Source organism: Trichocoleus desertorum AS-A10, from assembly GCF_039962155.1.
GTDB lineage: Bacteria > Cyanobacteriota > Cyanobacteriia > FACHB-46 > FACHB-46 > Trichocoleus.
The window spans coordinates 135,810-153,331 of sequence record NZ_JAMPKN010000009.1; the positions used below are offsets into that span (position 1 = coordinate 135,810).

General features: G+C 48.9%; 15 protein-coding genes. 8 read left to right on the top strand and 7 right to left on the bottom strand.

Going from position 1 to position 17,522, the window contains the following annotated elements:
• Positions 1-127: 127 nt before the first annotated feature.
• Positions 128-1,111 (bottom strand): GntR family transcriptional regulator, encoded by a 984-nt coding sequence (locus tag NDA01_RS14425; RefSeq protein ID WP_190431801.1) that lies wholly within the window; start codon positions 1,109-1,111, stop codon positions 128-130.
• Positions 1,112-1,394: 283 nt separating this feature from the next.
• On the opposite strand from NDA01_RS14425, the gene NDA01_RS14430 reads away from it, so the two are divergent.
• From NDA01_RS14430 to NDA01_RS14440, 3 genes are all read left to right on the top strand, one after another.
• Positions 1,395-2,147, top strand: coding sequence for a dienelactone hydrolase family protein (locus tag NDA01_RS14430; RefSeq protein ID WP_348228476.1), 753 nt, complete (start codon positions 1,395-1,397; stop codon positions 2,145-2,147).
• A gap of 85 nt (positions 2,148-2,232) precedes the next feature.
• A complete protein-coding gene (locus NDA01_RS14435; protein WP_348228477.1) occupies positions 2,233-3,606 on the top strand; it encodes a serine/threonine protein kinase in 1,374 nt (457 codons plus the stop codon).
• 25 nt (positions 3,607-3,631) lie between these two features.
• Positions 3,632-5,011, top strand: a complete 1,380-nt coding sequence (locus NDA01_RS14440; protein WP_348228478.1) for a serine/threonine protein kinase — start codon at positions 3,632-3,634, stop codon at positions 5,009-5,011.
• On the opposite strand, the gene NDA01_RS14445 is transcribed toward NDA01_RS14440, so the two are convergent.
• On the bottom strand, positions 4,986-7,253 hold the full coding sequence (locus NDA01_RS14445) for a recombinase family protein (RefSeq protein WP_348228479.1): 2,268 nt from the start codon (positions 7,251-7,253) through the stop codon (positions 4,986-4,988). The two genes, NDA01_RS14440 and NDA01_RS14445, sit on opposite strands and share 26 nt — an antisense overlap.
• A 117-nt stretch (positions 7,254-7,370) precedes the next feature.
• Between NDA01_RS14445 and NDA01_RS14450 the strand changes: the two genes are divergently transcribed.
• Positions 7,371-8,393 (top strand): S1 RNA-binding domain-containing protein, encoded by a 1,023-nt coding sequence (locus NDA01_RS14450; RefSeq protein ID WP_431193404.1) that lies wholly within the window; start codon positions 7,371-7,373, stop codon positions 8,391-8,393.
• Between the two features lie 86 nt (positions 8,394-8,479).
• Here the strand turns inward: NDA01_RS14450 and NDA01_RS14455 are convergent, their stop codons facing one another.
• Positions 8,480-9,451, bottom strand: coding sequence for a terpene synthase family protein (locus tag NDA01_RS14455; RefSeq protein ID WP_348228480.1), 972 nt, complete (start codon positions 9,449-9,451; stop codon positions 8,480-8,482).
• Between the two features lie 198 nt (positions 9,452-9,649).
• On the opposite strand from NDA01_RS14455, the gene NDA01_RS14460 reads away from it, so the two are divergent.
• Both NDA01_RS14460 and NDA01_RS14465 read left to right on the top strand, forming a co-directional pair.
• Positions 9,650-10,774, top strand: a complete 1,125-nt coding sequence (locus tag NDA01_RS14460; protein ID WP_348228481.1) for an alpha/beta fold hydrolase — start codon at positions 9,650-9,652, stop codon at positions 10,772-10,774.
• Between the two features lie 251 nt (positions 10,775-11,025).
• Positions 11,026-11,646, top strand: a complete 621-nt coding sequence (locus NDA01_RS14465) for a TMEM165/GDT1 family protein (protein WP_190431786.1) — start codon at positions 11,026-11,028, stop codon at positions 11,644-11,646.
• A 132-nt stretch (positions 11,647-11,778) separates the two neighbouring features.
• Here NDA01_RS14465 and NDA01_RS14470 read toward each other — a convergent pair whose 3' ends face one another.
• On the bottom strand, positions 11,779-12,675 hold the full coding sequence (locus NDA01_RS14470; protein ID WP_190555908.1) for a tetratricopeptide repeat protein: 897 nt from the start codon (positions 12,673-12,675) through the stop codon (positions 11,779-11,781).
• Between the two features lie 487 nt (positions 12,676-13,162).
• Between NDA01_RS14470 and NDA01_RS14475 the strand changes: the two genes are divergently transcribed.
• Positions 13,163-14,284, top strand: a complete 1,122-nt coding sequence (locus NDA01_RS14475; RefSeq protein WP_348228482.1) for a hypothetical protein — start codon at positions 13,163-13,165, stop codon at positions 14,282-14,284.
• Between the two features lie 73 nt (positions 14,285-14,357).
• On the opposite strand, the gene NDA01_RS14480 is transcribed toward NDA01_RS14475, so the two are convergent.
• Together NDA01_RS14480 and NDA01_RS14485 are read right to left on the bottom strand one after the other, a co-directional pair.
• A complete protein-coding gene (locus tag NDA01_RS14480; protein ID WP_190431780.1) occupies positions 14,358-15,557 on the bottom strand; it encodes a homocysteine biosynthesis protein in 1,200 nt (399 codons plus the stop codon).
• Between the two features lie 88 nt (positions 15,558-15,645).
• Complete coding sequence (locus tag NDA01_RS14485) at positions 15,646-15,840, bottom strand: hypothetical protein (RefSeq protein WP_348228483.1); 195 nt, start codon at positions 15,838-15,840, stop codon at positions 15,646-15,648.
• A gap of 490 nt (positions 15,841-16,330) precedes the next feature.
• Here NDA01_RS14485 and NDA01_RS14490 point away from each other — a divergent pair, with 490 nt between their 5' ends.
• Positions 16,331-16,816, top strand: coding sequence for a Coq4 family protein (locus NDA01_RS14490; RefSeq protein WP_348228484.1), 486 nt, complete (start codon positions 16,331-16,333; stop codon positions 16,814-16,816).
• Positions 16,817-16,921: 105 nt separating this feature from the next.
• On the opposite strand, the gene NDA01_RS14495 is transcribed toward NDA01_RS14490, so the two are convergent.
• Entirely contained in the window at positions 16,922-17,173 is a 252-nt protein-coding gene (locus NDA01_RS14495) for a hypothetical protein (RefSeq protein ID WP_348228485.1), read from the bottom strand.
• Between the last annotated feature and the right edge of the window lie 349 nt (positions 17,174-17,522).

The window sequence follows — 17,522 nt, forward strand, 5'->3', positions numbered from 1 at the left end:
TACAAAGCAGTCACTTTGACGTTACATAAGCAGTCACTTTTTGCGATTTAACCTGCGATCGCCCTGATTGGTATTAAAAAATATCTTCCCTCTCAAGCTAGAAATACCAACAAATTTTTAAGATGAACTATTCCAAGCCCAATTCTCGCTTGAGTAGGTTAATTGACTTGGTATTGATGTAGTTTTCACAACAGATGACTTGAGGAGGCCGAATAATATCCTCTCTCGCTGCCGCAACTGTCGCTTTCACGATCGAAAAACTGGCTTGGTCACTGATGATAATTTGGGCACTCCGCACGATCGCATTGAGCTTGTACGTGTCTTCGAGTTGCGAAGTCATCACCAGCACATCATCTCCCCGCAAACTGTGAATAATGACTTCAGCGGCGCGGATAATGCCCGAACTGAGACTAATTAAACCAAGGCAACTATCCTTCGAGAGCTTCTGAATGACTTGGATTTCCTGGGCGTAGTCGTAGATATCTACAGGGATCACCCGCACCGATTTAGGGCCTGCGATCGCCTCTGCTTCGCCAATAAAGTAGCGACTAGTAACAACCGTTCCAGAGCGAGTTTGAGCCAGCGTCCGCTCCAGTTCCTCCATCGGCACCAATTGCACCGGCATTTGCAGCTCTTGCTCAAGTTGGCGCACCATTAGTTCTCCTGCCCCAATATCTTGAGTCGGAGCCGTAACCAAAACACGGGCACTGCAACGCAACCGCCAATCCACTTCCGCCAAAAACAGTTCTCGCGCCTCATTCAAAGAACTACCTTGCTTCAGCAGCTCATCCAAACTTTGCCGAATCAGCTTGTGGGCTTGAGGATATTGCTCTAGCAGGGGCGATCGCTGCTTGGACGAGCCTTCATCTCCTTGAATCCGCACGTAGATGCCAGAGCCAGCAATAGACTCCACAAATCCTGCTTCTTCCAGTTGGCGATAGACCTTACTGATCGTGTTGCGATGCAATCCAGTCTGCATGGCGAGCTGACGGGTACTTGGCAAGCGGTGTCCTGGTGGAAACTGCCGCGAGGCGATCGCGAAGCGAATTTGATTGAAGAGTTGGGTAGACGCCGGAATTTCACTATCCGGTTGAATATGAAATTGGATCATGCCAATGCCTCCAGCGGCCCCGATACAGGAATTAATGGTCTACAGCTAGTGATGATCGAAGCTTATCAAGCCCTAGCTCGTAATTTTTAGAAAAAAAGTGTTTTGCTTGCCAGTGTTTACAAAACCATTCCAGTATGGACTGCGATCGCCACTCAGCGCTTCCTTATATTGGTTCACCTGATGGCATGAGCTTGTCATCGTCACAGATTTTTAGGCTGAGTCCAGCCAAATAAATTTCTTCCTCTAAAATTTGAAGGGCGACTTCACTCAACTTGAACGGCATATGGCAGAACAAGCAATTCAAACTCAACAGATCCAGGTTTCTAGCGGAGGTCTAGAGATCACAGCTTATTTAGCCCAGCCTAGCGCCGCAGGGACATTTCCTGGGGTTGTGGTGCTGCAAGAGATTTTTGGCATCAACTCGCATATTCGGGACGTGACTGAGCGGATTGCGAAACAAGGCTATGTTGCGATCGCCCCTGCTTTGTACCAGCGCCAAGCACCGGGATTTGAAACTGGATACCAGCCAGAAGACATCGAAATCGGCAGAGAGTACAAAGACAAAACCAAAGCCAGTGAGCTTTTGGGGGATATTCAAGCCGCAATTAACTATCTGAAGAACTTGCCCAATGTAGCAGGCGATCGCATTGGTTGTATGGGTTTCTGCTTCGGTGGTCATGTGGCTTACCTAGCAGCAACTTTACCCGACATCAAAGCGACTGCTTCTTTCTACGGCGCGGGGATCGCGACCATGACTCCGGGCGGCGGCTTAGCCACAGTCAGTCGCACTGGCGAAATTCAAGGTAGCCTGTATGCCTTCTTTGGCGATCAAGATGCCAGCATTCCTCCAGAGCAAGTGCAAAAGATCGAAGCCGCCCTCAAGTTGCACCAAATTCCGCATCAAGTCTTTCGCTACCCTGAGGCTGAACACGGCTTCTTTTGTGATCAGCGAGCCAGCTACAACTCAGATGCCGCCCAAGACGCTTGGCAGAAGATACTACAGCTATTTGAGACAACCTTAAAAGTTGCTGGCTAGTACGAAACCTTCACATTTCAGGGACTCAGCGAATCTGCGGCTAGATTGGGAATGCTAATTTCTCAAGCTTTACAATTACCATCAGATGCTGCAAGCAGACCAGGTGCTTCAGGAGCGCTATCAACTCAAACAAAAATTAGGGCAGAACGCAGGACGGCAAACCTGGCTCGCTGAAGATTTACAAGTAGTGCCTCCAGAGCCTGTGATTATCAAGCTCCTCACCTTTGGCGGGGATATGCAGTGGGATGACTTGAAGCTGTTTGAACGCGAAGCCCAAGTTCTGAAGCAACTCAATCACCCCCGCATCCCCAAGTACCGAGATTCTTTTTCCATTGACGATCGCACACTTTGGTTTGGGTTGGTTCAGAGCTACATTCCAGGTGACTCGCTCAAGGATCTGCTAACGCAAGGCAAGAAATTTACCGAGACCGAAGTTCGTAAAATCGCGGTTTCAGTTCTGCAAATTCTGATTCACCTGCACAAACTCAATCCCCCGGTTTTGCACCGCGACATCAAGCCCAGTAACTTAATTTGGGGCGAAGATCAAAACATTTACTTAGTTGACTTTGGCGCTGTGCAAGATCGAGCCGCAGCGGAGGGGGCAACATTTACTGTTGTGGGTACCTATGGCTATGCCCCAATGGAGCAGTTTGGTGGTCGTACTGTCCCTGCTTCCGACTTATACGCCTTAGGTGCAACTTTGGTTCATTTGTTAACTGGCGTGGCTCCTGCGGATTTGCCTCAGTCTGATCTGACAATTGAGTTCCGCGATCGCATCAATGCCAGTTCTCGTCTAGTCAGCTGGATTGAAGAACTTATAGAACCATCCCTCAAACGGCGCTTTAGCCAAGCTCAGCAAGCCTTCGACGCGCTCAAGTCAGGTCATCTATCTCAGACTGGTAGCCGCAAGATTAGTCCGCCTACTCATACTCGTGTCAAGCTTCGCAAGTCTCGAGAACAACTACTCATTGAACTTCCTCCCACTCAACACAGCTCGTTAGAGAAACTAGGACTATGGCTAAAAATAGCCGTTGTTGGTCTAATCGGAGCCGTTTCTTTGCTCAGCTTCTGCATGGCGATCGCCTACGGCCTGGCTTTTTCTGGGGGAGGGTTAGGCTTTAGCTTGGTAGTAGTCCTGGCTTGGGCTGGGCTGGGTTTCCACTTTTTACAGACTACTTTTGGGTATGAACGGATTGCGATTGATGAACAGGACTTTTTGATCCAGAAATTGTTATTTAATCGTTGCATTCGTCAACGCAAAGGTGTTAATTCAGAGATTAAAGATGTGTTCCAAAGTCTGCAAATTGAGGCTTCTGGCACCTTCGACACAACATACTCTAGATCCAAAGAAATTATCACCATTCAGACCCAAGATCAGCGTTACTCGTTTGGTCTGGGTTTAAGTGCGGTTGAATGTGTCTGGATTGCCCAAGAAATTAAGAGCTGGTTGAGGCTTTAGCGGCAGTGAGCTTGATTCCGCTAGATTGAAGAAGAACCAGCTTCAGGTGCGGCGCGGCATGCTACAGCTACAACAGGTGATTTGCGATCGCTATCAACTCCAAGCCCAACTCAACGATCATCCTGTACGAAAGACCTGGCTAGCCATAGATTTGGCAGTAGCAGACGATGAAGCCAACCAAGTCGTTATCAAATTGCTAGCGGTTGAAGGCTTAACTCAGTGGGAGCATGTGAAACTGTTTGAGCGTGAAGCACAAGTCCTCGAACAGCTAGATTATCCTCGTATTCCCCAGTACCTCGATTACTTTTGTTTGGAGAAGAAGCCGCTGTGGTTTGGCTTGGTAGAGGAGTACATTCCGGGTGTCTCTTTGAAAGAGTTAATTACCCAAAGCGAAAAGTTTACTGAGTTAGAGATTCGAGACATTGCCACAGCAATTTTGGAAACGTTGATTTACCTGCACGAACTTAGCCCTCCAGTGCTGCACCGAGACATCAAGCCCAGCAATATTATTTGGGGCGACGACGGCGAAATTTATCTGGTGGATTTTGGCGCGGTGCAAGACCGAGCCGCAGCGGAAGGCTCCACTTTTACTGTTGTGGGAACTTATGGCTACACACCTCTAGAGCAATTTGGCGGTCGCGCTGTCCCTGCGTCTGATCTCTATGCGCTAGGAGCCACCTTGATTCATTTGATCACTGGGGTTGCTCCTGCTGATTTACCCCAGAAAGATTTGCGTTTGGAATGGCGCGATCGCGTTAGTCTCAATCCTCATCTGCTCGACTGGATTGACCGCTTAACGGAGCCTGCTTCCGACAACCGTTTCAGTACCGCTCGTGAAGCATTGGCTGCGCTGGAATCTGGGCTGCAGGGAGCGAAGGCGCGATCGCGCCAGCATCCGACTGCTCCTCTAGCAAAAGCGCCAGAGGGAACTCAAGTCAAGCTAAGGCAAGCCGAAACTGAGATGCAAATCGAAATTCCTGCGAGAGGGACGGGACTTACATTACCCTTCTTGTCGTTAGGCTTGTTCTTTTTTGTCTGTTCATTTCTGATTGCGCTAAGCCGAGGCTATTGGGACTGGGCGTTTGGCTACCTAATTCTGTCGCTCACACTCTCATTTTTGACTTATACATCTGCTTGTCCAACCCGCATTTACTTCGACAAACACTGCTTCGTCATTTACAGAAAAATCCTGGGCTATATCCCGGAAAAACCCGATGGTGGTATCGGCGAAATTGAAGATGTGTTTGAAGATAGCACCGAATCTAAAATCTCCTCTGGATCAGAAGTTCGCCGCAGAATCACGATTCAGGCAGGGATGCGTGAATATTCTTTTGGTGAAGGTTTGAGCCGAGCTGAGTGTTTGTGGTTGGTGCAGGAAATCAAGGGCTGGTTGAACTTGCCATAAGAGCATCCTCTGTCGCCATCGGTTCTGTCACCATCGGCACCGAAGCATTCACCAACGACAGCAGTGTGCCGATTTGCTCCTGACCGTTGGTTGCCAAATCGCTATGGCAGAGAAACACGCGATCGCCTGCCCGCCCCAACAAATCCAGCAAAATCCGTTGCAACCGTCGCTCTAAAGCGGCCATCGAATCGGCTTCTGTCCAAGGTGTGCCGGACCAGCTTCGCAAAAATAGAGGTGCGCCAAACAAAGTTTCAGAACCTGTGAGCCAGCGCGGTGAGCCTGCATCTAGCCAGAAGTGCCAACGATGAGACAAACGGTTGGAGCAGTACTGAAAAATCGTCGCCAAAGTCACTGCTTGATTGGCAGTCCTCCCAGTCCGCACCGGATAAGGATCGGCTGTGATCGTACCACCACGTAATAGTTGAATAAAGTTGCTAACCGTGACAGAAGCGGGCGTATCGGCATTCTCACTTTGTCGCAATCGCGCATCCACTTCCCAATAATGCTGCGCTGTCTCCATCAGTTCTCGGAGAGTCGCTAATTGGTCAAAGGGCAGGTGACTGCCGTTCCACAAAAACTTTTGCATGGCGCGGTCCAGAATCGCGATCGCCCCTGGAACTAAGTGTTGTTCTTGCTGTAACTTCTGAGTTTCGATCCACCGCACAATCTCGTCATAAGCCTTAGTTGCTTCATAACCCAAGCGATCCCAACGGGGAAATTCGGTAGTAGGAAGTAATCGGGGGGAATCCGGGTGCGGTTCAAAACAGTGATCGGCTAGAAGGCCAGCACGGACGGGGTCGATGGATGGATGAAGGATGTTCGCCTTTGGCGTTCCCGTAGGGTGGGATGACGTTTTGGAGTTGGTAGATGCCGAATCTTGCCCTTCAGGGTGGGGAGTTTGGCTGAGGACGACTAGCATTTCGGCTACAGCGTCTCGGTTGATCAGTCGGCCTAAGTTGGGGTAGACCAAGGTGAGCAGCGTCAGTAAGGCTCGCACCATTGCGGAACTGGCTAGGGGCCGCTGGTCATTAATCGACTCGACAGCGATGCCATGTTTGCCCAGGATTTCTCGCAGGGTATAACGGGCGATCGCGTCTACACCAGGGCCAATTACGGCAATTTCGTGCGGTTGTGCTTGCCCTGCCCCCACCGCTTCCACGATCGCTTGAGCAGTCTGCCGCAACAACTGCGCGCGAGAAGTCGTTTGTAGCGATTGCACTGCCTCTGGTAGCTGGGTAAGAAATAAGGGATCGGTGACGACTTCCACGACAGACAATCCCACCTGATTTGCCAAGCCAGGATTGACGTTTGCAGACAATTCCACAACTCGACACCGCGTTGCCAAATCACCTAAATGCTGTGGATCAGCACCCAAACCCAGACGGATGCCACCATTAGGGTTGTAGGTAAACGCGCCTACCGCACCATGATCCAGCAAGCATTCAAACAACTGCCGCGCGATCGCAGGGTAATTATCCACATCATCGGCTAGAACTGCTTGATAACGCCGACTCAAATGTTGTTGATAGGTGGGGTTAGGCAGAAGATAGCGCCAGTAAAGTTCGCAGAGTAAACCGTAGGTGAGCAAACCACGCCCCAGACACCAGCTGCGCCACTCACACAACAACTCTCCAAACAAAGCCGAATCTTGCCCGGATAAACCCACTTCTACAATGCCAGGAATATCATCGGTGGCAGTACCCGCCAGAGCTGCCAGTTGCAACCAATCCAGCAGTCGTCGCACCAGTCGATACTCCCCCACACCAGAGCGTTGCAACACTTCAGGTGTGAGTTGCGATCGCCAAAGTCGAGTCGCTAATTCTTGCTCATTTTCGGGTCGCAGCCGCACCGGAAATTGCGCCTTCACTTGCAATTGCTCTACCAACAGCGGCCAAAACAGCAACACTTCATCTTGAAAGAAACCGATCGGCGTAGCAGACTGAATTGGGCACTCGCCTTGAGTTGCGGAGGTGAGTCGATCGACCAACTCTAAGCGGTTGTCCCCAGTGGCGGCAAAAACTAAAATCGCGGAAGCGGTTTGCTGCATCTGGGAGCGCTGCGATCGCTCTACCATCAGTTGCTGCAATCGTTCTGAAACGGGTCGCCCTTCTTTCATGGGGACGGGTGGGCGATCGCGATTTTCCCCTAGCCCCGCTTGCACCCAAGCCTTGAACTGATTCACCAAGTAAGTCGTTTTACCGCTACGGGTTGGCCCCACGATCCAAACAGAGTCAGCAGCCACCAGAAATGCCTCAAGCGCCTATCACCCCCAGGATAGACTTTTTCTCAACCGCCTGAACTGCGTAGGAATTGACTATAGTGAGGAAACCCACTCTGCCTCTGCCGTTGCCCTTGCTTCATGAAGAGTCCTGACGGAAAGCCTTCAGTTGCATCTGAGCGCGATACCTTAGAGCAAGTGGTACTGAGAATTATCGCCTCAGTTCATCTCATTATTTTCACTGTTCAATCTCATATGACTTCAAAATCGCCCCGTTCTCAAGCTACTCCGTCCTTCTCGATGGATGATTTTGCGAGAGCCTTAGAACAACACGACTATGGGTTTCAATCCGGTCAAGTTGTGCGAGGAAAAGTGTTCAACTATGAAGCGAATGGCGCTTATGTGGACATTGGTGGTAAATCTCTCGCCTTTGTGCCGACTGAAGAAGCTGCCTTGAGACGGGTTACAGATTTATCCGCAGTTTTGCCGCTCAACGAAGAGCAAGAATTTGTCATTATTCGCGACCAGGATGCCGACGGCCAAGTTACGTTGTCTCGTCGCCGCTTGGAGATGAATCGAATTTGGGAAGAAGTCGCTGATCTGCAAAATAGCAGCCAATCGGTGCAGGTGCGGGTCACAGGCACCAACAAGGGTGGCGTCACCGTAGATGTGCGCGGGTTGCGTGGCTTTATTCCGCGATCGCATTTAGTAGAGCGCAACGACCTGGAAGCCCTCAAAGGCCAAACTCTCACCGCGAGCTTCCTAGAAGTTGACCCCAACCGTAACAAACTCATCCTCTCTAACCGGATGGCGACTCGTGCAGCTAGCATGAGCAATCTGGAAGTAGGTCAACTGATCGAAGGCAAAGTCACCAGCATCAAGCCGTTTGGCGTGTTTGTAGACTTCAGCGGCACCACGGGTCTGCTCCACATCAACCAAGTCAGCAATCGCTTCATCGAGTCCCTGCCCTCTCTATTCGAGGTAGGGCAACCCATCCAAGCCATGATTGTAGACCTAGATGCGACTCAAGGTCGTGTGTCTCTCTCCACGAAAGTTCTAGAAAACCACCCTGGAGAAATGGTGGAACAAATGGCAACCGTCATGGCCGAAGCCGAAGCCCGTGCTGAAAAAGCGAATAAGAAGCGTGAGCGAGACCGCGCTTAATTAATTCGTAGTTCGTAATTTGAAATTTTAAGGTGGGCAATGCTCACCTTATTTTTTATTGATGCTGTTGGCCAAGCTATACAACCCTAAGGTGTTGATGGAATCGAGTATCTCCCTGTTGCTAAGCTCCAATCTACGTTGCCTCGCATCCAGTACTTCATCCCTTCAATGTATTGAGTGACTTGACTTTGCAATTGTTCGTTTCCAAATTCAGGTACAACTTTTTCTAACTTCAAAAACTCAGCTATATCTGCATTAATCAAAGTGACAGCAGCATCTACACCTTCACCTAATGAAAGTGATCGCTCTTGCATTAGTACGTGTACTAGATTGCTAGGGTCATTATTTCTTTTGACTTCTTTTTCATACGAAAAAATATCGTTAACACAGCCTGAGATCCTAGCGCATAACTTACGCATTTCTTGAATAGTTGGATGGCTCACGACTGTGTCTGGAAGAAATATTCCGTTCGCAATCTCAACGAAGTCCAAACAGGGATACATACCAGAGTCATATTCTCTAAGTTTTAGATATGTTTCTAGATCAGGGGTAATATTATTGACCCAATTTTGAGTCGCCTTTAAGGAGCCTTGGAATAAGTAATCATAGATTGATTTACTGAGGCGATCGAGCCACACTTCTCCACCTTTGGCAGCCTCAAGTAGATCATTCTTCAGGAGAAGGGCAAAGCGAGACAAAGCATCTGTAGCCTCAATCTCAACGTCTGTGTCTGGAAGAAATAATCTCCACTGACTCAACATGAAATTTACAAGGCGTTCTTCATCTCTAGCAAACGCTTGGTCTTCATCGTAAGTGTCGTCTATAAACCACAGCAAAGATGTAAAGCGAGCACACAAAGCTAAATTCTTTAGTTCTGCTTGGGGATAAGCATAAGCAGGACACTCAATGATTCCCTTGAAACGCTTAAGTTCGATCGGATCATCGCCTTTGAACACCCCAGTTTTAATAGCAATTTCTCTAGTAGCTTGCTCTACTTCATCTGCCCACTGGTTTTTCCAAGTTACAAAAGGAAGATTGAGTTTATCTACGAATGTCATCTTTACGGTTCAAGTTGCATAGTTTTTCTTTTGCCAATTACTTACTTCATTCGTATAAAGGCTGATTTCGGTCAGTGATATTTAATCTTTTTAGTAAGGGTTATGACCTTTGGTCGTTGCTTGAGTTTGACGTTGCTTCTAACGTACTTTTTAGTGTCGCAAGACATTGGTTTAGGAGTTGGAGCGAAGAGGTTAACCATGATATTTACGCCCCTAGAGTTTTTGTTGCGGTGGCTGGCAGGGCTTTTCTCGATCGCGCTATTAGGGGGCGGAATCTACATTCTGCACGAATGGTATGAAGGAGATTTAATCTCGGACAAGTGGTTGATCGCAGGTTCACTGATGACCCTTTGGGCATTTGTGGGTTTCCTGCCGCTCCTACTGTTCCGGCGACCTGGCAAAGACGAACCCAAAGCTATTCGTAGTCAAGAGGTTCGCAAGATTCCCCGATCCGATGGCAGCGAAATTCATGTCGAGTTTTACGGCCCCGTCGATGCTCAGCCGATTATCTTCACCCACGGTTGGGGACCGAACAGCACCGTTTGGTACTACGCTAAGCGACAACTAGGCGATCGCTTCCGCTTAATTGTTTGGGACTTGCCTGGTTTAGGCAAATCCAAAAAGCCGCAAAACGAAGATTACTCCATCGAAAAATATGCCACTGATTTGGAGGCAGTGTTAGCAATGGCAGGAGACAAGCCAGCCATTCTCCTAGGACACAGCATGGGTGGCATGATTATCCTCACCTTTTGCCGCTTATTTTCTGAGCGGTTGCGCGATCGCGTTGCTGGCATTGTCCTAGTAGATACGACCTATACAAACCCTCTCAAGACCGCAATCCTGAGTCGCCTGTTACAAGCACTCCAGAAACCTTTAATAGAGCCACTGTTGCACCTGACCATTTGGTTATCGCCACTGTTTTGGTTAATCAGTGGCTTGAGCTACCTCAACGGTTCCATGCACCTTACTACTGAAATTTCTGGCTTTACCGGACGAGAAACACGCGGTCAACTCAACTTCTCTACCATTTTGGGACTGATTGCTCAACCAGGTATTTTGGCCAGAGGGGTGCTGGCGATGTTGCGCTACGACGAGAGAGCCACGCTACCCACCCTTGCTGTCCCAACGCTAGTGATTGCGGGTCATGCAGACATCGCCACCGTTCCTGCCGCTCACGAATACATGGGCAGCCACATTCCCAACGCCGAATTGAAGTTCCTGCGTCCCGCCGGGCATATGGGGTTGATGGAACGTAACGAACAGTTTTCCGCAGCGGTCAGCTCGTTTACTACTGCTTGTTCCTGCTTCCAGGGCTTGGCATAGTTTAAGAGGGCGATCGCAAAACTCGTAAATCCATGTATAATTACTCATAGTTTGAAGGGGAGTAGCTGCTAGCGCAGAACAGCTAGCCCATCTGAATCAACATACTGGCGATGAGCCTGGTTCAGGTGACAAGTTTTTAGATTACTTGGAAGCGAGACCTTCACTAAGTTCACATCTGAGGTGAGCTTGGTGGGGTCTTTTGCTCTACTTAAGCCACCTCAAGGCTAGAGACGTTTGAGGAGCTTGAGTCAGTGCTGACAGCCTTTACTGCTGGGTTATCGCTAATTACGGTTTCCGAATTAGGAGACAAAACTTTCTTCATCGCCGCAATCTTAGCGATGCGTCACCCCCGCCGGTGGGTCTTTACGGGTGCAGTTTTAGCGCTCGCTCTCATGACTGTTTTATCTGTGCTGTTGGGGCAAACGGTTTCCCTGTTTCCTAAGGCGCTGATGCACTACTTGGAAGTCGTTTTACTCGCTGCCTTTGGACTGAAGCTGCTGTATGACGCGCAGCAAATGCCTGCCGAGAACACCGGAGATGAAGCGAAAGAAGCCATGAATGTGGTTGAAGAAGCGGAAGCAAAGTCGCCTCAACACCAAACTTGGTTAGCGATTTGCATTGAAGCATTCACACTGACTTTCGTCGCAGAGTGGGGCGATCGCACGCAATTTGCCACTATTTTTCTGTCTGCGGCCAACAACCCCATTGGGATCACTTTAGGCGCAATTCTGGGTCACGCCATTTGCGCGGCGATCGCTGTATTTAGTGGCCGCCTGGTCTGTCAGCGGATCTCCGAGCGAGTCATGACCGCAATAGGTGGTTTGCTATTCCTGATTTTCGCAGGAGTGGCTTGGTTAGAAGGTAGCCATTAGGAATGAGAAGTCAGACGTGAGGAGTCAGAAGCCAGAGAGTCCGACGTAAGGCATTTACGAGAGGCTCACTTTCTTGACTGCTAATTTCTGGCTCCTCATTCCTGATACCCTTCATCCCTCATCCTTAGCGGCCTAAGGTGCCGCTGGCGAAGGTTGATCTGCTGGTGGGCTAGCAGGTACTTGACTTGGAGCAGTGGTCGGGGCGGTTGTGGGTGGCGTTGGTGGTTTACCGCTTGCCAATTGGTTAATTTGGTCTTTGTACTCAGCGGGAGCTAGGCTGATCGCGGAGTTAAACAGGGGTTTAGCGGCCTCATCCTTACCTTGCTGCTTGAAAACAAGGGCTTTAGCTAAAACTGGACGAAAATCCTTGCCGCTACTCTTAATCGCTTCGTCATAGATTGTGATCGCCTCGTCGTAGCGCTTCTGCTCTGCGTATACCTGGCCCAGTAACAACTGGACAGAGGGCACATCTACGCTACCTGGCTTCACTTGGTTGGTTTCATTGGCTGTTTTGAGAGTGTCTTGCAGTAAGCCCACGGCAGCTTCAGGCCGTTTTTGCTCAATCAGCAAACCCACCAAGCCTTGCAGCGCTATCATATCTCCCGGTTTCGCGGTCAAAATAGTGCGATAGGATTCTGCCGCACCTTCGCGATCGCCCGCATACTGCTTCGCTTGAGCCAGCAACACCCCATAGCGGGTTTGGTCAGGATTCAGCTTAGCCAGCTTTTCTAAAGGCTCAACCACGCCTTTAATATCTTGCAGTTGCAGTCGTGCCTCCACTAAACCCCGCAGAGCGGTTTGGTTGTCTGGTTCTCGCTGCAAAACGAGTTCATACCCTTTCGCCTGAGCTTTCAATTCCTCTTGCTTGGCGGTAGGCGTGGCTTGAGCCGAGGAGGGAGTTGGCTCACCACCAGATTGCTCAGCCTTAAAAGCATCCCCTAGGAGCGGGAACAGAGAAAAGCCGACAAAGGCAACGACTGCCAGAATTAGCACAACATTAACGATCCAGCGACGCCGCTTCTCAGTCACACAACTGCCTTGAACTCTACGAACATTTTAACGGTCTCCGGGTCAGACCTCGGCTTTCAGCCAGCGTAGCCTGCCCCCTCAGCTATTTACTTTAGTTCAGAGCGGTTCTCAATAGCTGGGGTTCCCACCCTGATCGCCCTCCCTAGTGAGCTTATTGCAGTTCAGAAATAATCTTGCTTAATCTCCACTCGCTAACTCGGTAGATAAAGCGATCGCATCAAATATTAAGCTTTAAATTTTTCTTTTATCCTAGAAAAACACCTTGACAGAATCGAACTCATACTCTAAATGCTCCCTCAATCGACTTTTAGAGCAAAAGTTGTGTGCAATACGTTTCTACAGACTGCGAGAATTTACGCACGGGTGGCTTAAATCACTAATTACAATTAAAGATTGCAGAAACTTTGCGGATCGGTCCGTAGAGTGATTGCATTCAGTAAAATAAGCAGACTGATGCAATCATGCCTCCTGTCTGCAAACAACATCTATGAGTTCCTCTCCCAAGCGGCCCCATAAGCCCCCTGAGTCTGTATCATCTCATCAGGCTTCGCCTGCTTCTGACCCAACCTCCAACTTGGGTTCAGACTTTGCCCATGAGCAGACTTCAAGTTCATCTCCTGCTCCCACCCCTTTACAGACTCCAGCAGATCAACTATCTGAAATGACGTCAGAATTAGCTTCAACTGTGAATGCAGCAGAACGGACTCCACCGACTACTCCTGTAGCCCTTGGGATCAAAAGTTCTGAAGACCCAGTCTCCCGTAGCGAGGGTGACGAACTATCCGAGCAGGCATCAGTTATGCGGCAACAACCCATCCCTCCCCCAAGCGAACCCAAGCAGTACCGGGCCATTGGCTTAATTCGAGGACGATACGTTGCATCGCCAGACCACTTTACTCGCGGCAATCTAGTCACCTCTGATGGCACCGCTATTGATGCTGTGTTGTTAGGTCGGGTGATGAGCTTGGTGAGAAAGCATTTAGATCTAGAGCAAGAGCACCTCTGGGTTGTGTATCCACGTACAAGGGAAAAAGAGGCAAACTTACACGCCCAAATTGTGGGAGTTTGGGAGCCAGAAAAACTAAATCAGGCTGATGAAGGCATCCCTCAACCTACTACCGAGGAACCAACCGAGGCGAGTCTCCCAGAAGGCGCGGCTTCTTCTGATCACGAAGATGGCTATTTTTCTATTCGGGGTGAGGTAATTTATCAAGCTCTCGATGAGGAGCGAATTATTGTCAAAATTAGACAGTCTCCCCGCAAAGATGCAGATGAGGAGAAAACTTTTAAGCTATTACTTCAGGGTAATTTAACGGGTAAGGCAGTTGGCCACTTCTGGGATTTAAATGCCTATCGTCAAGGCGATGTTTTAGTGATCCGCGACGGCACCTCTATTGGTCTGTTGCCTCCGCGCAAACGCCAAGCGCACGAGCGGCCCAGAGCAGGCGGTGTGGGTGGCAGAAGACCCAGAGATGGGCAGCGTCCGAGCCGTCCGAGCACTCGTCCTGTCGCTAATGCTGGAGGTAGCGCCGGAGCAGCCCCCGTCAGAAAGGCACCCTTGCCTAAGCCGGTAAAGCGGAAGGACAGTTCAGACGCACAACCTGAATAAAGTTAGTTTTTTGCAACAGTAGGTTGAAAGGGGGGACAATGTCTCCCCTTGTTTATTTGTGAGCTGATCCCAGTTAATCCAGGCTTACCTGAGAACCCCACAAATTTTGGGGCATAAAAGCCCGGTCTTGCGGAATAGGAGCCACTGATTCACTGAGCAAGAATTTGCCCGCCTCAATCCATTGCTTCAGCTCGACAGCGACCTGACGCGACAAAAAGATGCTGGCCAAGGAAGCCACGCGGACAGGCTTGCCATCAATCGTAATCCGACCCGATTTAAGTTGAGCGTAGCTAATCAACCCAAAGGTAGGACGAACTCGGCGAGGAATTGAGAAATCGACGATGGGTGCAACTAAATCCTTATCCTGGACGGCACAGCGAGCAATGACTTCTTCATGCAGGACAGGCAAAGGCACGCCAACTCCTATCATGAGCGAGGGGCCGTAGTTTTTAAAGTAGCAACCTCGGACCCAACGCGAATCCATTTGTTTGGCATCGCCAATTAAAGCTAATGTGGCCGCAGGACCGATGGGAGCCCGGTTAGGTAAGCGCTTTTGCAAAGGAAAATGTTGCGTACCTTCCCAAGCAATATAGCCAGTGCCACCCCCTAGAAAAATCCGAGAGCCAATGCCAATCAGTTGTAAATCTGGGTCATTCAGGAGCGGTGAAATGGCTCCGGGATTGGAATAAACTGCATTTCCTAGTCGAGGCTGCAAAGGGCCTAGATACGTAAAGAGCGGGCGATCGCCCCCATTCACCCCCACAATAAAGTTCTGGTACAGATTGCGAGGATTAAACAAGTAAAACTGGTTGATGGTGTCACGGGTAATCGTCGTCTCAAAAGCAGCCCGTGGATAACAATCTGTGACTTGTCCTAAGGCTCTCAGTTGCACAGGTTTACCCGCAATCAAATCTTCAATGACGTGTCCCCCGCCTCTTTCGCGATTTTCTTCCCCGTCGGCCGCTTCTGACATGCCAGGGTAATCAACAACTTGCGTAGCGCCTAAATAGAGGTCAACTGCGCCAAATCCTGAATAAGCCAAGACTCCATCTAGCCAGCATTGCCTAATTTTGATCGGGGGATCAGTATGGCCCAGGTTAAGGATGGCCCCGGATGACTCCATTGGCTCAAACGTACCTGTTGTGACGACATCTACGGTTTTCGCCGTTTGTGCCACACCAACTTCTGCGACTCTGGCTTTGATTTCTTCCGCTGTGCAAACCACAGCAGCTTGTCGGCTAATTTTGTCGTTAATCTCAGCAATCGTTCGCATAAAAGGGTTGTCGAGCCAGAATTTACCAAAACCAGGATCTACAGAGCACAACTGCCGTTTAAGTTCGGCAATCAGATAAGTTTGAATTTCAGGACAGCGATCGCTGCTGCCACGCTCGCCAACCTAAAGCCATTGCTAAAGCAAAGCTGGGAAACAATACGACGAATAGTACAGTTTCAGGAGTGGCTTGCACGACTAACGTGCGTCCTACAAATCGGATGGCGATCGCGACCAATGCAGAAATCATCATTACTTTCACGACAAAGCCAAGATTAGTGCCCATACAGTTGGCTCGCTCAACAAAACATGATTGCCAAATCTGTACTGATGCCAGATCCGCGCTTGGATTTAGTTAAACACTTTTGAGCCAATGTTGATTGGTCTTGAGAAAACTCAGCTAGGTCACATACAGTCTCTGTCTCGCCCGAAGTGAGTTTGCCGGGACGAATATAGGAGCCATAGACCGTAATCTCTGGCTTTAGTTTTGTAGCTTTAGCCGCTACTTCTCCTTGAGCCTAAGAAACTCGCCTCAGTAAGCCCTTAGATTCATGTTAAAGATACCTAGTATTAATACGTAGGCCTGAGTACCCATCCCTTTCATTGACCTAGAACTACGTAACTCCTAGAAAGCTTATCTACAAGACATTTTAAGAAGAAATTCCTTTTTCGTAGAATCTCTTTTTAAGGAAAAATTTAATCTTCATCCGTAACTCCTCAATCAAAGCCTGTAGAAATACGCAGAGAGCCTGATAGACAGTTACGGAATCGTCACTATGCAAGATTTACGCACAGAAGTGGTCTTAAAATTGGCCCAAATTATCAACCCCCAAATCCGTGCCAGCGAAAAATTTTCGCTAGACATAGAGTTCTTACGTCAATTACCTGCTGGCACCTTAGGCCGAGAAGTTGCTCAGTTTCTCGATCAAAATGGGTTTGATCCCCTCAATTCAGGAGATTGGATTCAACGCACCCACGATATTTGGCATGTACTCACGGGGTTATCTGCTTCAGAACATGATGAGTTCGTGCTGCAAGCGTTTGTTCGCAGTCAAGTGTTTCGGCCTTCTAGCGCGATCTTGGTCATTGCTGGTTTACTGACCCGTAAATGCAACTTGAAAGAGGTGGCCCAAAGCATCAAAACAGGTCGGTTAGCTAAACATATTGTTGAGTGGGATATTGAGTCTGACTGGGAAACCCCTCTAGAGTTGGTGCGACAGAAGCTCGGCATTGTGCCCTTAACGGCTTACTCAATGAAGTAAGCTCACAGTTGCCATAGACATAAAAACAGACGAAAAAAGCGATCACTCTTCTGGAATTACTTTTCCAAGTGAGAGCGATCGCTTTTCTAAGTCAAGTGAAACTAATCAGGCACTGGGCTTCGGCAACTTAGCACAATATTTGTCATCCACCACAATAGAGTTCATGTTAGAACCTGCCTTTTTACTGGCATAAATGACAATATCTATTTTCTTACAAACGAAATTAGTTTTTTCACCGTCTACCCCTTGGACGCTCCAAGCGTAAGTTTCTGATTGACTGATTGGCTTGGAGGCTCCATTGCAACTCGCTAAAAAGAGTGAAACGGCCAAGGAAATCAAAACTGATTTTCTCAACATACCTTCTTGCTTCTCCCTTTTAGTCAAGACCTCAGGCTTGATAGTTTAACCGAACTTAGCCTGCTTGATCAAATGTAGAGCTTGAGCTTGCCTATCCTTAGATCTACGGAAGGAAGCCTCAGTGCTTACATTTTGATACCCTAGTATTGGTACGCAGGCAAGTCGTCGGTGTCCCTAAAGCACAATAAGTCTAAAAAGAGCAAGAGCTATCAGTATCATCTGAATGAGTCCTGCTATCTGAAGTAGTTTTTACAGTAACAGTTTGGCGTACCTTATTATTGCCACTGGAAACTACTGTGACGCTTTGCGCTGTTACGACAATGCTGCCATCATTGGTAATCTTTTGTTT